This window comes from Curtobacterium sp. RM9 (genome assembly GCF_054956955.1).
Map to the genome: position 1 here is coordinate 147,831 of NZ_CM143271.1, position 20,831 is coordinate 168,661.

Here is a 20,831-nt window from a genome sequence, read left to right on the forward strand (position 1 = left end):
CAGCGCGCTGCGCCAGCGCGTCAGCGTCGGCCGGACCCCACCGCGCGGACCTCGGCGACCGCCAGGGCCAGCGCCGTCCACACCTGCACGGCTGCGAAGCGTCGTCGGCGGCGACCGAGCAGCGCCGTGGGCACCATCGAGGCGCCGTGCGCGACGTCGACCACGGCGCTCGCGGTGTGCGCCTCCGGGGCACCCGAACGCAGCACGACCGCGGCCTGGGTGAGCTGACGGACGGCGAGGACGCCGTCGAGCACGCGCTCGTGGCTGCCGCGGAGGGCGCGGACGCCGTGCCAGATCCCGACGACGGCGCGGGCACCCTCGACGGCGCGGGAGCGGTCGCGCGCGGTGCGGCGGGGCGGACGGCGGCTCATCGTCGACGTCCGGCGATCGCCGCGGCACCGACCGCGCCGGCGAGTCCGAGGGCCGCGCCGATCAGGCCGTTGCCGACGCGGCGGTGCTCGACCCACCAGGTCTGCGGGGACCAGGCGTGCGCCGACTCCTCGAACACCCCGTGCGCGCCGTGGTCGCCCGGGACCGGTTCGTAGAGGTTGTCGGACATCTGCAGACCGTCCTTCTGCGGCGCCTGCTGCCCCGAGACGAGCGTCTTCGCGGCGTACCAGTCGGCGAAGCGGCCGCTGATCCGGTTGCCGAGGATCGTGTAGACGGTGGACTCGCCCACCCAGGTCCGGCGGCGGGGGTGTTCGGCGGTCGCGGCGATCGCGCGGGCACCGACCTCGGGCTGGTAGATCGGCGCGACGGGCTGCGGGTGGTGGGGGAGCTTCGACTTCACCCACTGGAACTGGATCGTGTTGAGGGCGGGCATGTCGACGCGTGAGACCTGCACCTTGCTGCCCTGTTCGAGCAGCTCGGAGACGACGGACTCGGTGAACCCGACGATCGCGTGCTTCGCGCCGCAGTAGGCCGCCTGCAGCGGGATGCCGCGGAAGCCGAGCGCCGAGCCGACCTGGATCACCTGGCCGCGGTCACGGGGGACCATCCGCGTCAGGGCGGCTCGGGTGCCGTTCACGAAGCCGAGGTAGGTGACGTGCAGTGCGCGCTCGAAGTCCTCCGGAGCGGTCTCCAGGAACTTCCCGAACACGCCCACCATGACGCCGTTCACCCAGAGGTCGATCGGTCCGAGCTCACGCTCCACCCGGTCGGCCGCGGCCTCGACGGCGTCACGGTCTGAGACGTCCGCGACGAGGGCGAGCCCGCGGCGTCCCGCTGCCTCGACCTCGGCGACCGCGGCGTCCACCCCGTCCTGCCCGCGAGCGAGCACGGCGACGTCCCACCCCCGGGCGGCGAGCTCGCGGACGGTCGCCCGTCCCAGTCCTGCGGATCCACCGGTCACCACTGCAACGCGCGTCATGACTCCCGTTCTACGCACGGCCGCCCGGGCGGACCCGGGATCGTGTCCCCCGGACGCACCGCGCGCTGCGACCCTGCTCAGCCGGGCTGTCCCGAGCGCCGTCGCGCCGTCGCCAGGTGGGAGCGCACCGCGATCGGGTGCGTCGACTCGTCGGGAGCCTGCGGGACCGCCTCGAGCGCGAACGACTCGACGACGCCGGGGCCGAACAGCACGCACACCGTCGACCCGCCGAACTGGAAGTACCCGAGCTCGTCGCCCTTGCCCACCCGGGAGCCCGGCTCGATGCCGTCGCCGATCACGCACGAGGACACGTCGGACATGCCGATGAACACGCAGGCGACCAGCCCGACCGCGGGGTCGTCGGCTTCGAGGAGCACGATCGCCCGCGTCGCGACGTGCGCCAGGTACCCCTGCGACAGGGTCGGCTCGGCGGCAGCGGCGCCCTGGGAGTCGGCCTCGGAGTAGTACGTGCCCGGCTGCACCCAGGCGCGGACGAGGGTCCCCGCGACGGGGCTGTGCCAGCGGTGGTACTCCAGGGCGCTCAGGAACGCCTGCCACACGGTCCCGTCGACGAACGCGTCCACCGACTCGTCACCGGCGAGGAGCTCGTCCACGGAGTACGGCTCGGCCTTGGCCCAGAACTCGTCACGCCGGTGCACACCGCTCGCGATGCGGTACGGCGTCGCCTCGCACGGCGCCACCACGACGGCGTCGTCCTCGGGGGCGGCGACCGGACGCTCACCCTCCCGGAAGCGCCGCGTGAAGAAGTCGTTCCAGGACGTGAAGCCCCAGCGCTCGTCCTCCGGGTCGTGCTCGAAGCGGTCCATGCCGACCGCGCGCCGGGCCGACTCGCTCCGCCACCCGCCGGGGGCGTCGACGAGGACGTCGGTCGAGTCCTCGGACGACAGGAAGGTGCACCATGCCTGCAGGATCCCCCGCAGGGCCTCGTTGACGCGGGGATCGCGGTAGAAGGCGAAGCCGGCCGGGGTGGACTTGGTCCAGTCGAGCACGCCGTCGAGCGGGGTCATCACCATCTGCTCGCCGTACTCGGGCGCACTCCGGACGACCTCGTCGACGAGCAGGAGCAGCTCGTCGAAGCTCTCGAGGTGCCGCTCGGCGTACTCCCGCGTGGTCGGCACCTGCTCGATCATCTCGTGCGCCTGCATGCGGAGCACGGGGTCGCCCTCCACGAGGTCTCGGAACGCCGCGACCGCGGGGTGCAGCACCTGGTCCGGGTCCCGGTCGGCGAGGTCTTCGCGGCGTCCGCGGAGCCACGCCTCCAACCCTTCCTGGTCGGCGGGGAGCCACCCGGCTCGGCTACGGACGTCCTGCTGCGATGCACTTGTCACGCTCCGGACGCTACTCATCCGGCGGCGTCGAGGTCCTGAACACCGCCACAGGCCGCGGGCGGCGTGCTCAGCGCCCGCGGCCGAACCGCGTGGTGACACCGGGCGACCACAGCACCGAGTCCGGCTCCAGCTCCGCGAGCGCGAAGGGCAACCCGGCCGCCCGGAGCAGGTCGTCACGGAGCGACACCACCGACGCCCGGTGCAGCGGCCACGGTTCGTGCTCGTTCGGCCAGAACCGCGTCCGACCGCCGCGCCGGACGTGCATGCCCCACCGCGCCGTCAGGAACGTCTCGAGGGCGGTCGGTTCCGCGATCGCACCGCCGGTCCGCACGTCGACCATCGAGCGCAGGTGTGTGCCGTGCCGACGGACGCCGTACGCGAGGCGGTCCGGCGCCGGACGGCGTTGCTCGGCGATCGCCCACCAGTACGGCAGACCGGTCGCCACCCGTGCGCCGACCGTCGGGGCGAGCTTGCCCGCGTCGAGGGACAGGAACACGACGCCGCGGTGCCCCTGCTCGTCGACCGTGTAGACGCGGACGTTCACCTCGACGAAGTCGCCGACCCGGCCGACCGAGACCGGGGGGAAGCGGGTGTCGGTGAAGCGGAAGCAGATCAGACCGACCCACGTGGTCTCACCGTCGTCGGTGCCGTCGGGCGCGAGGGTGTCCGGGCGGGTCCCGGCGGGCAGGAGCGGTGCCACCGCGGACCGGTCGACGCGCCAGTGCACGAAGAGGACGTCCCGCCACGCCTGCTCGATCCACGGCCGTCCCGCGAGCGCGGGTGCGGTCGGCGTCACCGCCTGGAGGCGCGGTGCCGCCCCGTCGGACCCCATGGCGGTCACGACGCGCTCCCGTCGACGGCCGTGGCCGCGTCCGGCACGTCGTCCCACCCCTGCTGCGGCGTGGCGCAGGTCCCGCGGAACACGTACTGCGAGGGACGCTTCCGCTCGTTCGACACCCAGTCGATCGCAGGCCGGCGTCGCTCCGGGGGCAGGTACCCGATCCGGTACACCGCCATCAGCTCGAGCTCCGGCGGGACGGCGAGCAGGCGTTCGACCTCGGCCCAGGCCTCCTCGACCTCCATCGGGAAGGACACGAACTGGATCCCGAGTCCGAGCTCGGTCGTCGCGAGCCAGACGTTCTCCATCGCCGCCCCCATGCTGAACACCGAGTAGAAGGCGTTGCGCGCCTCCTTCCGGTACTCGTCGCGGTCGAGCATCACGCCGAGCAGCAGCGGCGACCCGGCGACGAGCTTCCGGTTCTCCTCGCCGAGGGTCTGCGGCACCCGGAGCGTGTTCATGAGCAACTGCCCGCGTCTCGTGAACACCTGCTTGGTGAAGGGGCGCAGGGGACGCGGCAGCTTGTCGAACAGCATCCCGTCGCGGCGCTCGTCCATCTCGGCCTGCGAGAACCGGAAGTACGGCTTGTACCGCTCGAAGAACGAGCCCTCGGCCATCGTCTGCGTCATCGAACGCCCGCTGATGTCGGCGATGCGGTCGATCGTGTCCCGCTCCTCGACGATCACGAAGCGCCAGGGCTGGCTGTTCAGCTGCGACGGGGCTCGCCCCGCGAGCTCCATGAGCAGCCGCTGGTGCTCCTCGGACACGGGGTCGGGCAGGAACGCGCCGTTCGTCGTGCGTCGGCGCCGGATGGCATCGAAGAGCTCCACTGGTGTCCTCCCCGCGGTCAGCGCCGCGCGAGCAGCGCCCCCAGGTAGGACGGCGCTGCGGCGACCGCGACTCTCCAGTGTGCTCCGGCGCGCGGGTCCGTGCGCGGGGCGACCGCGAGCGGCACGAGCGCCGGCAGCAGGAACAGTGCCGACCGGTCACGGGTCCACGCCGGGGTGGTCGCAGCGAGGCCGGTCAGGGTGGCGGTCACGACGAACAGGCCGTGGTGCACGACCCGGAGGCGCTTCGTGCGGACCAGGCGCACGGCCACGGCCGTGCCCCAGAGGCAGTTGGCGACGTAGGCGACGGCGGCTGCGGTGACCAGGTGGCGGGCCGCAGGCGGTCGGACGCCAGGCCCCACGCGCCTCCCGGCTGTCGTCCTGCGTCCCACGGACGCGACCCTACGCGGACTCGCGGCTGACGAGCTTGGACAGGACGATCGCGCTGCGGGTGTGGTCGACCTGCGGGGCGAGCCGCACCCGGTCGAGCGCGAGCTCGAGAGCCGGCAGGTCCCGCGAGCGCATGTGCACGACGGCGTCCGCGCTGCCGGTCACGGTGCCGGCGTCGACGACCTCGGGCACGGTGTCGAGCAGTGACCGGAGCTCGTCGGGGGAGACGGTCCCGCGGCAGTACAGCTCGACCCAGGCCTCGGTGCCACGGTCCTCGACCGCGGGGTCGACCTTGATCGTGAACCCCTGGATGACGCCGTCGGCGACCAGGCGGTCGACGCGACGCTTCACGGCGGAGGCGGAGAGACCGACCACCGAACCGATGTCGCCGTAGCCGGCGCGGGCGTTCTCCCGGAGTTGGTCCAGGATGCGGTGGTCGAGCGTGTCCATTGCAGCAATCGTACGCGCGATCCGTTGCGAGCAAGGTGGGCGCGGCGCACGAATCGTGCGTCACCCGAACGGGTGCCAGGCCGTTCGGAGGGTTCGTGCAAGACTCGCTGCAGGCGTCGACCTGGTCCGCCTCCGGCGAGTGAGCCTGCATCTCGTCGGAGTACTCACCGTGGTGGTTCCTGGCAGGCTCGGACCCCGGTCCAGGAGGACCCCGTGTCGAACACCGCACCCCAGACCACGCTCCCGCAGCGGACGGCCACGAAGCGCACGATCCTGATGTGCAAGCCGACGCACTACACGGTCAGCTACCGGATCAACCCGTGGATGCACCCGGAAGAGCCGACCGACACCTCGAAGGCCGTCGAGCAGTGGCAGTCGCTCGTCGACGTCTACGAGCAGCTCGGCTTCGACATCTCGTACATCGAGCCGATCGAGGGTCTGCCCGACATGGTCTACGCGGCCAACGGCGGCTTCGTGCTCGACGGTGTCGCCTACGGCGCGAAGTTCCAGTACCCCGAGCGCCAGCCCGAGGGCCCCGCGTACATGGACTGGTTCCGCAGCGCCGGCCTGCAGGTGGCGGAGCCCGAGGAGACCAACGAGGGCGAGGGCGACTTCCTCCTCATCGGCGACACGATCTACGCCGGCACCGGCTTCCGCTCGGACAGCACCTCGCACGAGGAGCTCGCACGCATCTACGGCCGCGAGGTCGTCACCCTCAAGCTCATCAACCCGAGCTTCTACCACCTCGACACCGCGATCGCCGTGCTCGACCCGGTCCCCGCCGCCGACGGCACGAGCAACATCGCGTACCTCGAGAGCGCGTTCGACGAGCCCTCGCTGGCGATCCTGCGCGAGCGCTTCCCGGACGCGGTCATCGCCACCGAGGAGGATGCCGCGATCCTCGGCCTCAACTCGTACTCCGACGGCTACAACGTCGTGATCGCCTCGCGCGCCACCACGTTCGCGGAGCAGCTGCGCGAGAAGGGCTACAACCCGATCGGCGTCGACCTGTCCGAGCTCCTGCTCGGCGGCGGCGGCGTGAAGTGCTGCACGCTCGACCTGCACCCCGTCGGCACCGACACCTCGGTCGCGCGGTAGCCATGAGCACCGCGACCGGAGCCGACGCCCACCGGGGCGCCGGCGCGCTCGGCGACGCCACCGCCGCCGGTGGGGCCACCGCCGCCGCGCTCGCCGTCGAGGACCGCTCCCTCGCCCACAACTACAGCCCGCTGCCGGTCGTCATCGCGTCGGGCGAGGGCGCGTGGGTCACGGACGTGGACGGCAAGCGCTACCTGGACGGACTCGCCGCGTACTCCGCGGTGAACTTCGGGCACGGCAATCCCCGCCTGCTCGACGCCGCTCGGGCCCAGCTCGACCGGGTCACGCTGACGAGCCGCGCCTTCGTGAACGACCGGCTCGGCCCGTTCGCGGAGTCGCTCGCCGCGCTGACCGACACCGACCTCGTCCTGCCGATGAACACCGGCGCCGAGGCGGTCGAGTCCGCGATCAAGGTGTCCCGCGCCTGGGGCTACCGCGTGAAGGGCGTCCCGGCCGGCCAGGCCACGATCATCGTCGCGTCCGGGAACTTCCACGGCCGTACCACGACGATCGTGTCGTTCTCGGACGACCCGACCGCACGCGACGACTTCGGGCCGTACACGCCGGGGTTCCGCACGGTGCCGTACGGCGACGCCGAGGCACTGCGGGCGGCGATGGACGAGACCGTCGTCGCCGTGCTGCTCGAGCCGATCCAGGGCGAGGGCGGGGTCGTCATCCCGCCGGAGACGTACCTGCCGGACGTCCGTGCGATCTGCGACGAGTTCGGCGCGCTGTTCGTCGCCGACGAGATCCAGTCCGGGCTCGGCCGCACGGGTCACACCCTCGCCGTCGAGCGCGTCGGCGTCCGGCCCGACCTGATCACGCTCGGCAAGGCACTCGGCGGCGGCATCGTCCCGGTGTCCGCGGTCGTCGGCTCCCGCGACGTGCTGGGCGTCCTGCGCCCGGGCGAACACGGGTCCACGTTCGGCGGCAACCCGCTCGCCGCGGCCGTCGGGTTCGAGGTCGTCGCGATGCTCGACGAGGGCACCTTCCAGCAGCGGGCACTCGACGGCGAACCGCTGCTCCGCGGCCTGCTCGACGACCTCGTCGGCAGGGGCGTCGTGTCGCACCGGGTCGCCGGTCTCTGGGCGGGGATCGACATCGACCCCGCGCTCGGTACCGGCAAGGCGATCGCGCACGACCTCGCCGACCGCGGCGTGCTCGTGAAGGACACCCACGGGTCGACGATCCGCTTCGCCCCGCCGCTCGTCGTCACCGACGACGAGGTGCGGCTCGCGATCGGGACCCTCGGCGAGGTGCTGGCCGCGCGGTAGACGCGACCACATGCGCCAGGCGCGGTGCGGGGACGCCCCGCACCGCGCCTCCAGTCGGTCCGTCTCCGTGGGTCAGACCTGCCAGCGCGCCACGAGCTCGTCCATCAGTCCGTCGAGCCGCTCGTCGACCACCTGCTCCTCCGGGTGCGCCTCGAACCACGCGATCACCTCGCGCACCCCGTGCCGGTACGGGGTCCGCGGTCGGTACCACGGCACCAGCGAGCGCACCTTGCTGTTGTCGAACACCGAGCTGTTCGCCTTGTCGCCGAGCAGCGCCGCACCCCACTCCGGGTCCACCGCGTTGATCGCATCCGCCGGCACGTGCACGATCCGCAGGTCGTCCACCCCCGCGGCCGCCGCGATCTCCGCCGCGATCTGGTTCCACGTCGGCGCCTCGTCGCTCGTGATCGTGAACGCCTCGCCGATCGCCTCCGCCCGGTCGAGCAGGCCCGTGAACCCGACCGCGAAGTCACGGCTGTGCGTGAGCGTCCACAGGCTCGTGCCGTCGCCCGTGATCACGATCGGCTTGCCCGCCCGCATCCGCGCGACCGCCGTCCACCCGCCCGTCAGGGGCAGCTTCGTCTCGTCGTAGGTGTGCGACGGTCGGATGATCGTCACCGGGAAGTCCTGCTCCCGGTACGCCTGCATCAGCAGCTCCTCGCACGCGATCTTGTCGCGCGAGTACTGCCAGTACGGGTTCTTCAGCGGCGTCGACTCCGTGATCGGCAGGTGTGTCGCCGGGGTCTGGTACGCCGAGGCCGAGCTGATGAAGACGTACTGCCGCGTCCGCCCCGCGAAGAACTCCACGTCCGCCTGCACCTGGTCCGGGGTGAAGGCGATCCAGTTGACGACGGCGTCGAACCGGCGGTCGCCCAGCACCTCCGCCAGTGCGCTGCGGTCCGACACGTCAGCCTGGAGGCGCGTCACGCTGTCCGGGATCGGCCTGCCTCCGGTGGTCCCCCGGTTGAGCACGGTGACGTCGAAGCCCTGCTCGACGGCTTCGCGGACGCAGGAGGCGCTGATGACGCCGCTCCCGCCGATGAACAGCACGCTCGGTCCGGTCATGGATGCTCCTTCGCTCCCGGCGGTGCCGCTGTGCACCGCAGTGGTTCCGATCCTGCCCCGTGCGTGCTGGGTCGGGCATCGAGCACGGCGCGGAGCATCGTCACGTCCGTGGCCCAGGACGCGGCACCCGGGTGGATCCAGCCGAGGAGTTCGACGGCGTAGTCGAGGTCGCGGCGGAGGTCGCGTTGGTGGATCGGTTCGTGGTGGGCGGCGCGGTTCCGGACGAAGTGGAGCTGCTGCAGCCGTCGTTTCACCTCAGCACGGCGCTCCCGCAGGTTGACGGGGCCGTGTGGAAAGGCCCGGTGGAGGTCCGGCACCCAGAGTGCCGTGTGGTACCGCGACTCCACCAGGTACCGCCAGAACCCGAAGGTCAGTTCGGCAATCACACGACCGTGGTCCGCTGCACGGCCACGACCTCTGCTCGCCCGCTGTCGCGCCTTCGTGAGGTCGGCACGACCCTGTTGGTCCAGTGGCACGACGTCGAACCACGTCGTGCCGCCACGACGTAGCGCCCAGGTCCGGAGTTCCCGGTCCATGGCGTTGCGGGCGACGATCTCGACGGTGCCCGTCACTTCGAGGACGGCTGCGGCGGCGCGCATGTTCCACTCGTAGAGCCGAAGCGCACTCGCCTCGTCCGGGCACTGTTGCGTGTAGGACCGCAGCCGTTCCGGCGTCAGGAGCGCCGGAAGGTCTTGATGATGCATCGGCCCCCTTGTACGCTGGATGTCGAAGACCCCGGAACGATCCCTGGCCACGGCCACATCGCCGGGGTTTCGTCTTGGACGCTGGTGATACTGGTACATCACCCTACCGACGCGCCGGGTGGGTCGTCGCTCGCGGCTGCAGGACTACCGTCACGGGTCGGGGCGCACCGACGCGCTCCACGACAGGAGTGACACGCACATGGAGTACCGCTACCTCGGCAACTCGGGCCTCAAGGTGTCCGAGATCACCTACGGCAACTGGCTCACCCACGCCTCACAGGTCGAGAACGACGCGGCGATCGCCTGCGTCCGGGCGGCGCTCGACGTCGGCATCTCGACGTTCGACACCGCCGACGTCTACGCGAACACCGGTGCCGAGACCGTCCTCGGCGAAGCGCTGAAGGGGGAGCGGCGGCAGTCGCTCGAGATCGCCACGAAGGTGTTCGGTCCGACCGGGCCGAAGGGGCACAACGACACCGGCCTGAGCCGGAAGCACATCCTCGAGTCGATCGACGGCTCGCTCCAACGTCTGCAGACCGACTACGTCGACCTGTACCAGGCGCACCGGTTCGACCACGAGACGCCGCTCGAGGAGACGATGCAGGCGTTCGCCGACGTCGTGCGCCAGGGCAAGGTCCTCTACGTCGGCGTCTCGGAGTGGACCGCCGACCAGCTCCGCGCCGGTGCCGCGCTGGCGAAGGACCTCGGGTTCCAGCTCATCTCGAACCAGCCGCAGTACTCCGCGCTCTGGCGGGTCATCGAGGGCGAGGTGGTCCCGACGTCGAAGGAGCTCGGCATCTCACAGATCGTCTGGTCGCCGATCGCGCAGGGCGTGCTCACCGGCAAGTACCAGCCCGGGCAGCCGCTGCCCGAGGGGTCGCGCGCTACGGACGACAAGGGCGGCGCGAAGATGATCTCGCGCTTCATGAACGACGAGACGCTCTCCGCCGTACAGGACCTCAAGCCGATCGCGGACGAGCTGAGCCTGTCGATGGCGCAGCTCGCGGTGGCGTGGGTGCTGCAGAACGAGAACGTGGCGTCGGCGATCATCGGTGCCTCGCGACCGGAGCAGGTGCACGACAACGCCGGCGCTGCCGGGGTGCAGATCCCCGCGGAGCTGATGTCGAAGATCGACGACGCCCTCGGGTCGGTCGTCGAGCGCGACCCGGCGAAGACGAACGACAGCTCGCCGAAGACCCGCGAGGCCTGAGCACCACCCGGGAACGCAAAAGAGCCCCTCACTCGCGTGAGGGGCTCTTCACCGTGGCTGGACACGGCATCGATCCGTGGACCTTTCGATTTTCAGTCGAACGCTCTACCAACTGAGCTATCCAGCCGTGGCGACCCTGACGGGACTTGAACCCGCGACCTCCGCCGTGACAGGGCGGCACGCTAACCAACTGCGCTACAGGGCCATGTTGAATTACTTGTTCTTGCTTCGGTTTCGCTCTGCTTGCTTGCTTGCTCACTCACGTGGAGTGACCCCAACGGGATTCGAACCCGTGCTGCCGCCGTGAAAGGGCGGTGTCCTAGGCCACTAAACGATAGGGCCGCAAGCGGTGCTTCGCGCTACCGATGGACAAGCATACGGATGCCCTGCGGGTTTCACAAATCGAGCGCCTCGACGGGTGCATCCTCGGCGTGTCGCGCCTGCCGAGGAGGCTCGGGTGGGCGACCGGTGCGACCATCGGGGGCGGCGTCGGCCCCTCGCACGGGGGTGCCCGCGTCGTCCCCTGTGTTGTTACTGTTGCGTCTGTTAACAGTGTTACGTGCGTGAGCCTTGCCGCGCTGTTACGAAATCGAGATACATGTCGACCCCCACTGCGCCCTCCCCCCGCCCGCGCCGCCGCCTCGTCGCCGCCGCGGTCGCCGTCGTGCTCACCGCCGGCACCCTCGCGGCCCTCGCCCCGGTGACGTCGGCCAGTGCGACCACGTACCCGAGCTGGTCCGACGTCCAGCAGGCCAAGGCCTCGAAGTCGGCGCAGCAGGACAAGGTCACCGAGATCAAGGCCCTCATCGCGGGCCTCTCCTCGAAGGCCGACGCGGCGAAGCGCTCCGCCGAGGCCGCGGGCACGGCGTACCAGGACGCGCAGACCAAGTACGACGAGGCCACGCTCACCCAGCAGACCCTGCAGCACCAGGCCGACGACGCGGAGCACACGGCGGCGGAGTCCGAGGCGCAGGCAGGGCAGCTCGCAGCGCAGCTCGGTCGCGCCAGCGGGGACAACGTGACGACGGACATCCTCACGCACCCCTCGGCGTCGAGCGACCTCCTGTACGAGCTCGGTGCGATGTCGAAGCTCACCGAGCAGGCCGACGGCATCTACTCGCAGGCCTCGCAGGACCGCGGCATCGCCCAGGGCCTCGCGGACAAGGCCGAGTCCGCCAAGGAGGCGCTCGGCAAGCTCGCCGACGCCGCGCAGGCGAAGATGCAGGCCGCCCAGACCGCGGCCGACTTGGCGCAGTCCGCCGTCGACGCTCAGGCCGACAACCAGGCGCGCCTCGAGGCCCAGCTCACGCTGCTCACCTCGAACGAGGCCGACGTCGAGGCGAAGTACAACAAGGGCGTCCAGGTCGAGAAGGCACGACAGGCCGCGATCGCCGCTGCCGCTGCGCGTGCCGCTGCCCAGGCGCCCGCGACGAGCTCCGGCGGCACCGGCGGTGGCTCCCCGAACTCGTCGGGCTGGGTCCGTCCCGCCGGCGGCTACCAGACGAGCGGCTACGGCTACCGCGTCGACCCCTACACGCACTACCGCGCCCTGCACGCCGGCGTCGACCTCGCGCCCGCCTGCTACGCCCCGATCTACGCGGCGCATTCCGGCACGGTGACCTTCGCGGCGAACGGTGGCGGCTACGGCAACGAGGTCGTGCTCGACAACGGCGGCGGCATCTCCACCGCGTACGGACACGTCGTCGACGGCGGGATCCTCGTGTCCGTCGGGCAGCACGTCGAGGCCGGGCAGCAGATCGCGAAGATCGGCTCCACCGGCTGGTCGACCGGCTGCCACCTCCACTTCGAGACCCGGGTGAACGGTTCCGCCGTCGACCCGGTCCCCTTCATGGCAGCGCGGGGGATCTCGGTATGAGCACGAGCGCAGCCGGAAGGCGTCCGGCCACTCGATGAAGCACTCCGCTCGCACCCTCTCCTGCGGGATCGCGGTGATCGCCGTCCTGGGGTTCGGCGCCGCCGCGGTGATCGCGGGTCCCTCCCAGGCAGCGCCGTCCGCGCCGAGCTGGGACGACGTGCGAGCGGCCAAGGCGGACACCGCCCGGGCGCAGGCCACCGTGGACGAACTGAGCGACCGGCTGCAGTCCCTGCAGGACGCCGCGGACGCCGCGCAGGTCACCGAGATGCAGGCCGGGCAGACGTACGCGCTCGCGGCCTCCGAGCAGCAGGACGCGCAGTCCTCGCTCGACGACCTCACCGCGCAGGCGAAGCGGGCGGAGCGCACCGCGGACGCCTCCGCCGGCCAGGTCGCGGGGCTCGTCGTCGAACTGTCCCGGACGGGCGGCGGTGACCTCTCCACCACGATGCTCATCGACGCGTCGGACTCGAAGGACCTGCTCTACCGCGTCGGCACGATGACGCACCTGTCCGAGCGGTCGGCGACCGTGCTCGCCCAGGCCCAGGCGGACCAGAACACCGTCGACGCGATCGCGGCGCAGCAGTCCGCGGCGACGACGGCCCTCACGAAGGCGACCGACGCGACGCGGCGTGCCCTCGACGACGCGAACGACGCGGCTGCGACCGCGCAGGCCCGCGTCGACCGTGAGCAGGCGCAGCAGGACGAGGTCCTCCAGCAACTGGCGTTCCTCAAGGGCACGAGCGTCGCCACGGAGTCGGCGTACTGGAGCGCACAGCAGGCACAGCGTGCCGAGGCCCAGCTCGCCTCGCAGACCACGACCACCGGGACCGGCAGCACCGGCAGTACCGGTAGCACCGGCGGCAGCACGAACAGCACCCCCGGCAACCCCGGCAGCAGCGGCAGCAACTCCGGCTCCGGTGGCAGCAACTCCGGCTCCGGTGGCAGCAGCAACTCCGGCTCCGGCAGCGGCTCGGGGACGGGCAACACCGCCGGCTCCGGCGCCGGCCGACCGTCCTCGAGCACGCCGTCCACGCCCGCGCAGCCCGCACCGAGCCGCCCGTCCACCCCGGCGCAGCCGGCTCCTGCCCAGCCCGCTCCCGCGAAGCCCGCGCCGACCAAGCCGAGCCCTGCTCCGGCTCCTGCCCCGGCGCCCGCTCCCGCCCCGAGCACCCCCTCGCGCGCGGCCGGGGCCATCGCCTTCGCCCGCGCCCAGATCGGTGACGCGTACGTCTTCGGCGGTGCCGGCCCGAACCAGTGGGACTGCTCCGGCCTCGTGATGATGGCCTACAGCTCGCAGGGCATCGCGACCGGCGGCCACAACGTCGTCTGGCAGTACAACCACTTCAAGTCGATCGGCCGCCTGGTCCCGCTGTCCCAGCGGCAGCCCGGCGACATCCTCTTCTACTCGTACAACGGCACGGTCAGCCAGGCGTACCACGACTCGATCTACACCGGGAACGGGATGATGGTCGAGGCCGCCAACCCGCAGCGCGGCGTGCTCGAGCGGGCGATCTGGACGCCGAGCCAGCTCCTGCCGTACGTCGCACGGCCGAGCGGCTCGATGTAGCGGTCACGATCGCACCCCCGAACGAACAACGCGCCCCGTCGAGACGGGGCGCGTTGTTCGTACCGGGGTGCGGACCAGAGCCCGCCGTGCGTCAGTGCGAGCCGGGCACGTACGCGGCCTGGCCGGCCTGCACGATCGCCTCGGCCTCGGCGGCGTCGCCCCAGCCCTCGGCCTTGACCCACTTGTTCGGCTCGAGGTCCTTGTAACGCTCGAAGAAGTGCGCGATCTCGGCCTTCGTCTGCTCGTCGACGTCCGAGATGTCCTGGATGTGCGCCCAGCGCGGGTCCTTCGCGGGGACCACGAGGACCTTCGCGTCGTTGCCGGCCTCGTCGCTCATCTTGAAGACGCCGACGGGACGGACCTTCACGCCGACGCCGGGGAACGTCGGGTACTCGAGGAGCAGGAGCGCGTCCACGGGGTCACCGTCGTCGGCCAGGGTCTGCTCGAAGAACCCGTAGTCGGTCGGGTACACGAAGGACGTGAAGAGCACGCGGTCGAGGTAGACACGACCGGTCTCGTGGTCCACCTCGTACTTGTTGCGGCTGCCCTTGGGGATCTCGACGACGACGTCGTACGCGGCCATGTTGCGCTCCTGGTCTGCTGTGCGGGAAGAAAGCGCGGCTAACGTTACCGGGTGAACTCTCCGCGTCCCCGGTTGGACCCCGCCGTCGCTGCCACCCGGCTCGCCGTGCGGACGCTGCTCGCGCAGGCGCTCGACGACGGGGTGGTCGTCGCCGGCGACCTCGTGACGGTCGCGCTGAGCGGCGGCGCCGACTCGCTCGCGCTCGCCGCGGCGACCGCGTTCGAGGCCCCGAAGCAGGACCTACGGGCCGGCGCGGTGGTGGTGGACCACGCGCTGCAGGCGGGCTCCGAGGCGGTGGCGATCCGCGCCTCCAGGCAGGCGGCGGAGCTGGGACTCGCACCGGTGACGGTCCGTCGGGTCGCGGTGGGCGACGAGGGCGGGCCCGAAGGGGCCGCACGGGAGGCGCGCCACGCGTCGATCGCCCAGGTCGCGTCCGACACCGGGTCACCGCTCGTGCTGTTCGGACACACCCTGGACGACCAGGCCGAGACGGTGCTGCTGGGCCTGCTGCGCGGCAGCGGGCCGGACGCGCTGTCCGGCATGCCGCCGCTGGCGCGGCGCACGACCGGTCCGGCGTACGGCCGGCCGCTGCTCGGGCTCCGACGGCACGTCGCCCGACAGGCCTGCGCCGCCGTCGGGACCGCCCCGTGGGAGGACCCGCAGAACGAGGACCCGGCGTACGCCCGCGTCCGGGTGCGGCACGCCGTGCTGCCGGTGCTCGAACGGGAGCTCGGCGCCGGAGTCCCCGAGGCCCTGGCCCGCACGGCCGACCAGCTCCGCGAGGACTCCGCCGCGCTCGACCACTTCGCCGAGGAGATGGCGGAGGACGTCGCCGAGCACTCCGAGGCCGGCATCTCGCTCTCGGTACGGGCGCTCGCGGCGAACCCGCCGGCGCTCCGGCAGCGGCTCGTCCGCCTCGCGGTGGAGAGCGAGTTCGGCGTGACGCTGTCCCGCGTGCAGACGCTCGAGGTCTGCCGGCTCGTGACCGACTGGAGCGGGCAGGGGCCGATCGACCTGCCCGGCGTGCGGGCGACGCGGGAGGGCGACCGGGTGGCGTTCAGCGCCGCGTCGTGACGGTTACCCTGGACCGGTGGAACTCTCCGACGTCCAGGCAGACCTGTCCGAAGTGCTCTTCACCCCCGAGCAGATCGACGAGAAGCTCGCCGAACTCGCCGCGGTGGTCGACCGTGACTACGCGGGGAAGGACCCGCTGCTCGTCGGCGTGCTGAAGGGTGCCGTCATGGTCATGGCGGACTTCTCCCGGCACCTGAAGATGCAGGCGCGGATGGACTGGATGGCGGTGTCGTCGTACGGCTCCGGCACGAAGTCGTCCGGTGTGGTGCGGATCCTCAAGGACCTCGACACCGACCTGCACGGCCGCGACGTCATCATCGTCGAGGACATCATCGACTCCGGCCTGACGCTGTCCTGGCTGAAGCAGAACCTCGAGTCCCGCGGGGCCGCGAGCGTCGAGATCGTGGCGCTCCTCCGCAAGCCCGAGGCCGCCAAGGTCGAGGTCGACGTGAAGTACGCCGGCTTCGAGATCCCGGACGCCTTCGTGGTGGGGTACGGCCTCGACTTCGACGAGCGCTACCGCAACCTCCGCGGCATCGGCGTCCTGGCGCCGCACGTCTACTCCTGACGCGCCGGTCCGGTCGGTGAGCTCCCCCAGAACGGGGAGTTCGCCCGCAGAGGACACCCATTCTCGCCACAGAATCGCAGCCGTATGCTGACCTTCACGCAACTCCGGTAGAGAAAGGTGTCGGGCATCTGTGCCCGGATCACATGAACTTCAAGCGCATCTTCCGCGGCCCGTACCTCTACGTGCTGATCGCGCTGGCGGGGATCTTCATCGGCTGGAGCGTCATCGCTCAGTCCGGCACCCAGCAGATCGAGACCCAGAAGGGTCTCGAACAGCTCGCCGACGGCAAGGTCTCCTCCGCGGTGGTCAACTCCACCGAGCAGCGTGTCGACCTCACCCTCAAGGAGGGCAACGCCCGCGAGCAGTTCTACTACTCGACGCCGCGCGGTGAAGAGGTCATCCAGGCGGTCAACAACGCCGACCTCCCCAATGGCTACAACGACACCGTCCAGCAGTCGAACTGGTTCCTCTCGCTGCTCGGCATCATCCTGCCGTTCCTGATCATCGGGGCCCTGTTCTGGTTCCTCCTCTCGAGCGCGCAGGGTGGCGGCTCGAAGGTCATGCAGTTCGGCAAGTCCCGCGCGAAGATGAACAACAAGGAGAACCCGCAGGTCTCCTTCGCGGACGTCGCCGGTTCGGACGAGGCGATCGAGGAGCTCCAGGAGATCAAGGAGTTCCTCAAGGAGCCCGCCAAGTTCCAGGCCGTCGGCGCCAAGATCCCGAAGGGCGTGCTGCTCTACGGCCCTCCCGGCACCGGCAAGACGCTGCTCGCACGCGCCGTCGCGGGCGAGGCCGGCGTGCCGTTCTACTCGATCTCCGGTTCGGACTTCGTCGAGATGTTCGTCGGCGTCGGCGCGAGCCGTGTCCGTGACCTGTTCGACCAGGCGAAGCAGAACTCGCCCGCCATCGTCTTCATCGACGAGATCGACGCCGTCGGCCGTCACCGCGGCGCCGGCATCGGCGGCGGCAACGACGAGCGCGAGCAGACGCTGAACCAGCTCCTCGTCGAGATGGACGGCTTCGACGGCAAGACGAACGTCATCCTCATCGCCGCGACGAACCGTCCGGACGTGCTCGACCCCGCGCTCCTGCGCCCGGGCCGCTTCGACCGCCAGATCGGCGTCGACGCCCCGGGCCTCGCCGGCCGCAAGCAGATCCTCGAGGTGCACGCGAAGGGCAAGCCGCTCGCCGCGAGCGTCGACCTCGAGCTCCTCGCCCGCAAGACGCCGGGCTTCACCGGTGCCGACCTGGCGAACGTGCTCAACGAGGCCGCACTGCTGACGGCGCGCTCGAACGCGCAGCTCATCGACAACCGTGCCCTCGACGAGGCCGTCGACCGCGTGATGGCCGGCCCGCAGCGCCGCACCCGGATCATGTCCGACCAGGAGCGTCTCATCACGGCGTACCACGAGGGCGGGCACGCCCTCGCGGCGGCGGCGATGCGGCACACCGACCCGGTCACGAAGATCACGATCCTGCCCCGCGGTCGCGCCCTCGGGTACACGATGGTGCTCCCGCTCGAGGACAAGTACTCCGTCACCCGCAACGAGCTGCTCGACCAGCTCACCTACGCGATGGGCGGTCGCGTGGCCGAGGAGATCGTCTTCCACGACCCGACCACGGGTGCGTCGAACGACATCGAGAAGGCCACCGGCACCGCGCGGAAGATGGTCACCGAGTACGGCATGAGCCGTGCCGTCGGGTCCGTCAAGCTCGGCAGCGGGTCGAGTGAGCCGTTCGTCGGCCGTGACATGGGCGGCAACAGCGGTCGCGACTACTCGGAGAACATCGCCGAGACCGTCGACGCCGAGACCCGCGCCCTGCTCGAGGCCGCGCACGACGAGGCGTACCAGGTCCTCAACGCGAACCGGGACATCCTCGACCGCCTGGCCGGCGAGCTCCTCGAGAAGGAGACGCTCGACGCCCCGGAGCTCGTGGAGATCTTCAAGGACGTCCGGAAGCTCCCGGAGCGCCCGCAGTGGCTCTCCAGCGACAAGCGCCCGGTCAGCGACCTGCCGGCGATCTCCGTGTCGGGCAAGGCGGCGAACACCGCTGCCGAGCCGTCCGACACCGAGTCGTCCAAGCCCCGTCGCCGCCCGTTCGGCAACCCCGGTATCGCCCCCGCGTAGGCCGGCATGACCGACCTGCCGACGAGACGGTCGCGCCGGCTCGCCGAGGTGAGCCGGGCGCGCGAAGCAGCCGCCGGACCGCCGACGGTCGCGATCGACCTCCGAGCACCCGCACCGGTGCCGGAGATCGTGACCGGTCGTCGGCGGGACCGCGACGACGCTGCGCCGGGCACCCGCGTGATGGGCATCCTCAACGTCACGCCGGACTCCTTCAGTGACGGCGGACTGCACCAGGCGTACGACGCCGCGGTGCAGCACGCCCGCGACCTGGTGGCCGCCGGTGCCGACCTCGTCGACGTCGGCGGGGAGTCCACCCGCCCCGGTGCCGAACGGGTGCCGGTCGAGGTCGAGCAGCAGCGGGTGCTCCCCGTCGTGCGGCAGCTGGTCGCCGAGGGCATCGCGGTCAGCGTCGACACCATGAACGCCGCCACCGCCGAGCGTGCGGTCGAGGCCGGCGCCGCGATCGTGAACGACGTCTCCGGGGGCCTCGCCGACGAGGACATGGTGCGCGTCGTGCGCGACTCCGGTGCGGGCTTCGTGGTCATGCACTGGCGCGGGCACAGCGACCGGATGTACCGGAACGCCGAGTACGCGCACGCGGTCGAGGAGGTCCGCCGCGAGGTCGAGCTCCGCGTCGCCGAGCTCATCGTCCTCGGTGTCCGGCAGGAGCAGGTCGTCATCGACCCGGGCCTCGGCTTCGCCAAGCAGGGCGCCCAGAACTGGGAGATCCTCGCCGGGTACGAGCGCTTCGCCTCGATCGGCCTGCCGGTGCTCGTCGCCGCCTCCCGCAAGCGGTTCCTCGACGGGGTCGGCAGCGCCGCCGGTGCCCCGCCCGCGGATCGCGACCTCGCCACCGCCGCCATCAGCCTGCTCGCCGCCGAACGCGGTGCGTGGGGGGTGCGCGTGCACGACCCGGCACCGACCCGTGCCGTGCTCGACGTCTGGGACGCCTGGAGGGCCGCTCGATCGTGAAGGACACCATCAGACTGACCGGCGTGCGGGCCAGGGGACACCACGGCGTCTTCGACCACGAGCGCGCCGACGGCCAGGACTTCGTCGTCGACGTCGCCGTCGAGGTCGACGCCCGAGCCGCCTCCGGCAGCGACGACCTCGACCGCACCGTGCACTACGGTGTGCTCGCCGAGCAGGTCGTGGCCGAGATCGAGCGCGACCCGGTGGACCTCATCGAGACGCTCGCGGAGCGCATCGCCGCCGCGGTCCTCACGCACCGTGCTGCCCTCGCCACCGAGGTCACCGTGCACAAGCCGCAGGCGCCCATCACGGTGCCGTTCACCGACGTGTCGATCACGATCCGCCGGAGCCGGGGCGCGAGCCTGCCGCACGAGGAAGAAGAGTGAGCCGGGCGGTCGTCGCGCTCGGCGCCAACCTGGGCGACCGCGGGAGCACCCTGCGTGCCGCGGCCTCGGCGATCGCGGCGCTCCCGGGTGTGCGACCGGTGGCGTCCAGCCGCGAGGTCGAGTCCGTCGCCGTGACCCTCGACGGCCCGGACGAGGCGAAGCCCCGCTACCGGAACGCCGTCGTCGTCGTCGACACCGACCTGTCCCCGCAGGAGCTGCTCGACGCCCTGCACGGCATCGAGGACGCGCACGGCCGCACGCGCGAGGTGCGCTGGGGCGACCGGACGCTCGACCTCGACGTGGTGACCTACGACGACCTCGTGCTCGACACGGCGACCCTCACGGTGCCGCACCCGCGCGCGGGGGAGCGGGCCTTCGTGCTGGCGCCGTGGCTCGACGCCGACCCGGACGCGGTGCTGCCGGGTGCCGGACCGGTGGCCGACCTGCTCGCCGCAGTGGGGGACGACACCGAGCGCGTCGAGGAGCCGCGGCTCTTCGAGGAGCCGCCCCGCGGGTCCCGTCCGGCCGACGCGACGGACGGTGCCGACGCGACGGACGGTGCCGACGCGTCGGACGGTGCCGACGCGACCGAGGGGGTCGCCCCGTGAAGCCCACCCGCGCCTCCACCCTGATCAGCGTCGCCCTCGTCGCCGCCGTCGGCGGGTTCGCCGTCGACGCCGTCCTCGCCTCGCGGCAGGCCCCCACGCTCCTGCTCTCGGTGCCGCTCGGCGCGACCCTCGCACTCATCGGCGTCACCGTCGTGCTCATGGCGCGGCCCGTCCGGCAGCACGCCCGCGGGGGCGCCGCACGACAGCGCACGGTCGACCCGCTCTACGCGATCCGGGTCGTGGTGCTCGCGAAGGCGTCCAGCCTGGCCGGCGTGCTCTTCGGCGGGTTCGCCCTCGGGCTCGTGGTGTACCTCCTGACCCGCTCCGCGACCCCTTCGCTAGGCTCGACCCTGCCGAACGCCGTGGCGGTCGGGGGAGGGCTCGTCCTGACGGTCTGCGCGCTCGTCGCGGAGCACATGTGCATCGCACCGCCCGGTGACGACGAGGACGACGACCTGCCCAGGGGCGGCACGACGTCGGCGCACTGACGCACA

At 71.6% G+C, this 20,831-nt stretch carries 22 protein-coding genes and 3 tRNA genes; 12 read left to right on the forward strand and 13 right to left on the reverse strand.

From position 1 onward, the window contains the following. Window positions 1-20: 20 nt before the first annotated feature. The 7 genes from ACY3FI_RS00695 to ACY3FI_RS00725 form a co-directional block, all read right to left on the reverse strand. A complete protein-coding gene (locus ACY3FI_RS00695; protein ID WP_462548800.1) occupies window positions 21-371 on the reverse strand; it encodes a hypothetical protein in 351 nt (116 codons plus the stop codon). Beyond that, window positions 368-1,369 (reverse strand): SDR family oxidoreductase, encoded by a 1,002-nt coding sequence (locus tag ACY3FI_RS00700; RefSeq protein WP_462548801.1) that lies wholly within the window; start codon window positions 1,367-1,369, stop codon window positions 368-370. The genes ACY3FI_RS00695 and ACY3FI_RS00700 overlap by 4 nt, the downstream gene beginning before the upstream one ends. A gap of 77 nt (window positions 1,370-1,446) precedes the next feature. Continuing rightward, a complete protein-coding gene (locus tag ACY3FI_RS00705) occupies window positions 1,447-2,718 on the reverse strand; it encodes a phosphatidylserine decarboxylase family protein (RefSeq protein ID WP_462548803.1) in 1,272 nt (423 codons plus the stop codon). Between the two features lie 67 nt (window positions 2,719-2,785). After that, window positions 2,786-3,550 carry a YqjF family protein gene (locus ACY3FI_RS00710; protein WP_462550383.1) on the reverse strand — a complete coding sequence of 255 codons (765 nt, stop codon included), beginning with the start codon at window positions 3,548-3,550 and terminating at the stop codon, window positions 2,786-2,788. 5 nt (window positions 3,551-3,555) lie between these two features. Beyond that, window positions 3,556-4,386, reverse strand: coding sequence for a nitroreductase family protein (locus ACY3FI_RS00715; protein ID WP_462548804.1), 831 nt, complete (start codon window positions 4,384-4,386; stop codon window positions 3,556-3,558). A 17-nt stretch (window positions 4,387-4,403) separates the two neighbouring features. After that, on the reverse strand, window positions 4,404-4,745 hold the full coding sequence (locus tag ACY3FI_RS00720; RefSeq protein WP_462548805.1) for a hypothetical protein: 342 nt from the start codon (window positions 4,743-4,745) through the stop codon (window positions 4,404-4,406). Between the two features lie 40 nt (window positions 4,746-4,785). Then, window positions 4,786-5,223 carry an Lrp/AsnC family transcriptional regulator gene (locus ACY3FI_RS00725; protein ID WP_462548806.1) on the reverse strand — a complete coding sequence of 146 codons (438 nt, stop codon included), beginning with the start codon at window positions 5,221-5,223 and terminating at the stop codon, window positions 4,786-4,788. A 213-nt stretch (window positions 5,224-5,436) separates the two neighbouring features. On the opposite strand from ACY3FI_RS00725, the gene ddaH reads away from it, so the two are divergent. Together ddaH and rocD are read left to right on the forward strand one after the other, a co-directional pair. After that, window positions 5,437-6,321, forward strand: a complete 885-nt coding sequence (ddaH, locus tag ACY3FI_RS00730) for a dimethylargininase (protein ID WP_462548807.1) — start codon at window positions 5,437-5,439, stop codon at window positions 6,319-6,321. Between the two features lie 2 nt (window positions 6,322-6,323). Continuing rightward, on the forward strand, window positions 6,324-7,595 hold the full coding sequence (gene rocD / locus ACY3FI_RS00735; protein ID WP_462548808.1) for an ornithine--oxo-acid transaminase: 1,272 nt from the start codon (window positions 6,324-6,326) through the stop codon (window positions 7,593-7,595). 72 nt (window positions 7,596-7,667) lie between these two features. Here rocD and ACY3FI_RS00740 read toward each other — a convergent pair whose 3' ends face one another. Together ACY3FI_RS00740 and ACY3FI_RS00745 are read right to left on the reverse strand one after the other, a co-directional pair. After that, a complete protein-coding gene (locus tag ACY3FI_RS00740) occupies window positions 7,668-8,660 on the reverse strand; it encodes an NAD-dependent epimerase/dehydratase family protein (RefSeq protein ID WP_462548809.1) in 993 nt (330 codons plus the stop codon). Then, on the reverse strand, window positions 8,657-9,364 hold the full coding sequence (locus ACY3FI_RS00745; protein ID WP_462548810.1) for a hypothetical protein: 708 nt from the start codon (window positions 9,362-9,364) through the stop codon (window positions 8,657-8,659). Before ACY3FI_RS00745 ends, ACY3FI_RS00740 begins: the two co-directional genes overlap by 4 nt. A gap of 199 nt (window positions 9,365-9,563) precedes the next feature. On the opposite strand from ACY3FI_RS00745, the gene ACY3FI_RS00750 reads away from it, so the two are divergent. Beyond that, the gene (locus ACY3FI_RS00750; RefSeq protein WP_462548811.1) at window positions 9,564-10,574 is read left to right on the forward strand and encodes an aldo/keto reductase family protein; all 1,011 of its coding nucleotides are present in this window, start codon (window positions 9,564-9,566) and stop codon (window positions 10,572-10,574) included. A gap of 54 nt (window positions 10,575-10,628) precedes the next feature. On the opposite strand, the gene ACY3FI_RS00755 is transcribed toward ACY3FI_RS00750, so the two are convergent. The 3 genes from ACY3FI_RS00755 to ACY3FI_RS00765 form a co-directional block, all read right to left on the reverse strand. Next, window positions 10,629-10,701, reverse strand: a tRNA-Phe gene (locus ACY3FI_RS00755). 1 nt (window position 10,702) lies between these two features. Next, window positions 10,703-10,779, reverse strand: a tRNA-Asp gene (locus ACY3FI_RS00760). A gap of 64 nt (window positions 10,780-10,843) precedes the next feature. Beyond that, window positions 10,844-10,916: transfer RNA gene (locus tag ACY3FI_RS00765), tRNA-Glu, on the reverse strand. 256 nt (window positions 10,917-11,172) lie between these two features. On the opposite strand from ACY3FI_RS00765, the gene ACY3FI_RS00770 reads away from it, so the two are divergent. Both ACY3FI_RS00770 and ACY3FI_RS00775 read left to right on the forward strand, forming a co-directional pair. Next, on the forward strand, window positions 11,173-12,450 hold the full coding sequence (locus tag ACY3FI_RS00770) for a M23 family metallopeptidase (RefSeq protein WP_462548812.1): 1,278 nt from the start codon (window positions 11,173-11,175) through the stop codon (window positions 12,448-12,450). A gap of 34 nt (window positions 12,451-12,484) precedes the next feature. Then, the gene (locus ACY3FI_RS00775; RefSeq protein ID WP_462548813.1) at window positions 12,485-14,017 is read left to right on the forward strand and encodes a C40 family peptidase; all 1,533 of its coding nucleotides are present in this window, start codon (window positions 12,485-12,487) and stop codon (window positions 14,015-14,017) included. A gap of 91 nt (window positions 14,018-14,108) precedes the next feature. Here ACY3FI_RS00775 and ACY3FI_RS00780 read toward each other — a convergent pair whose 3' ends face one another. Beyond that, a complete protein-coding gene (locus ACY3FI_RS00780; protein WP_462548815.1) occupies window positions 14,109-14,600 on the reverse strand; it encodes an inorganic diphosphatase in 492 nt (163 codons plus the stop codon). Window positions 14,601-14,651: 51 nt separating this feature from the next. On the opposite strand from ACY3FI_RS00780, the gene tilS reads away from it, so the two are divergent. The 7 genes from tilS (at window position 14,652) to ACY3FI_RS00815 (ending at window position 20,825) form a co-directional block, all read left to right on the forward strand. Beyond that, window positions 14,652-15,674, forward strand: a complete 1,023-nt coding sequence (gene tilS / locus ACY3FI_RS00785) for a tRNA lysidine(34) synthetase TilS (protein ID WP_462548816.1) — start codon at window positions 14,652-14,654, stop codon at window positions 15,672-15,674. Between the two features lie 16 nt (window positions 15,675-15,690). Next, the gene (gene hpt, locus ACY3FI_RS00790; protein WP_031272831.1) at window positions 15,691-16,242 is read left to right on the forward strand and encodes a hypoxanthine phosphoribosyltransferase; all 552 of its coding nucleotides are present in this window, start codon (window positions 15,691-15,693) and stop codon (window positions 16,240-16,242) included. Between the two features lie 143 nt (window positions 16,243-16,385). Next, window positions 16,386-18,371: an ATP-dependent zinc metalloprotease FtsH gene (gene ftsH / locus ACY3FI_RS00795; protein WP_462548817.1), complete on the forward strand. Its 1,986-nt coding sequence runs from the start codon at window positions 16,386-16,388 to the stop codon at window positions 18,369-18,371. Window positions 18,372-18,377: 6 nt separating this feature from the next. Next, window positions 18,378-19,343, forward strand: coding sequence for a dihydropteroate synthase (gene folP, locus ACY3FI_RS00800; RefSeq protein WP_462548818.1), 966 nt, complete (start codon window positions 18,378-18,380; stop codon window positions 19,341-19,343). Continuing rightward, the gene (gene folB / locus ACY3FI_RS00805) at window positions 19,340-19,729 is read left to right on the forward strand and encodes a dihydroneopterin aldolase (RefSeq protein ID WP_462548819.1); all 390 of its coding nucleotides are present in this window, start codon (window positions 19,340-19,342) and stop codon (window positions 19,727-19,729) included. Before folP ends, folB begins: the two co-directional genes overlap by 4 nt. Then, entirely contained in the window at window positions 19,726-20,337 is a 612-nt protein-coding gene (gene folK, locus ACY3FI_RS00810) for a 2-amino-4-hydroxy-6-hydroxymethyldihydropteridine diphosphokinase (RefSeq protein ID WP_462548820.1), read from the forward strand. The genes folB and folK overlap by 4 nt, the downstream gene beginning before the upstream one ends. Then, window positions 20,334-20,825, forward strand: coding sequence for a DUF3180 domain-containing protein (locus ACY3FI_RS00815; protein WP_462548821.1), 492 nt, complete (start codon window positions 20,334-20,336; stop codon window positions 20,823-20,825). Before folK ends, ACY3FI_RS00815 begins: the two co-directional genes overlap by 4 nt. The last annotated feature ends 6 nt before the right edge of the window (window positions 20,826-20,831 follow it).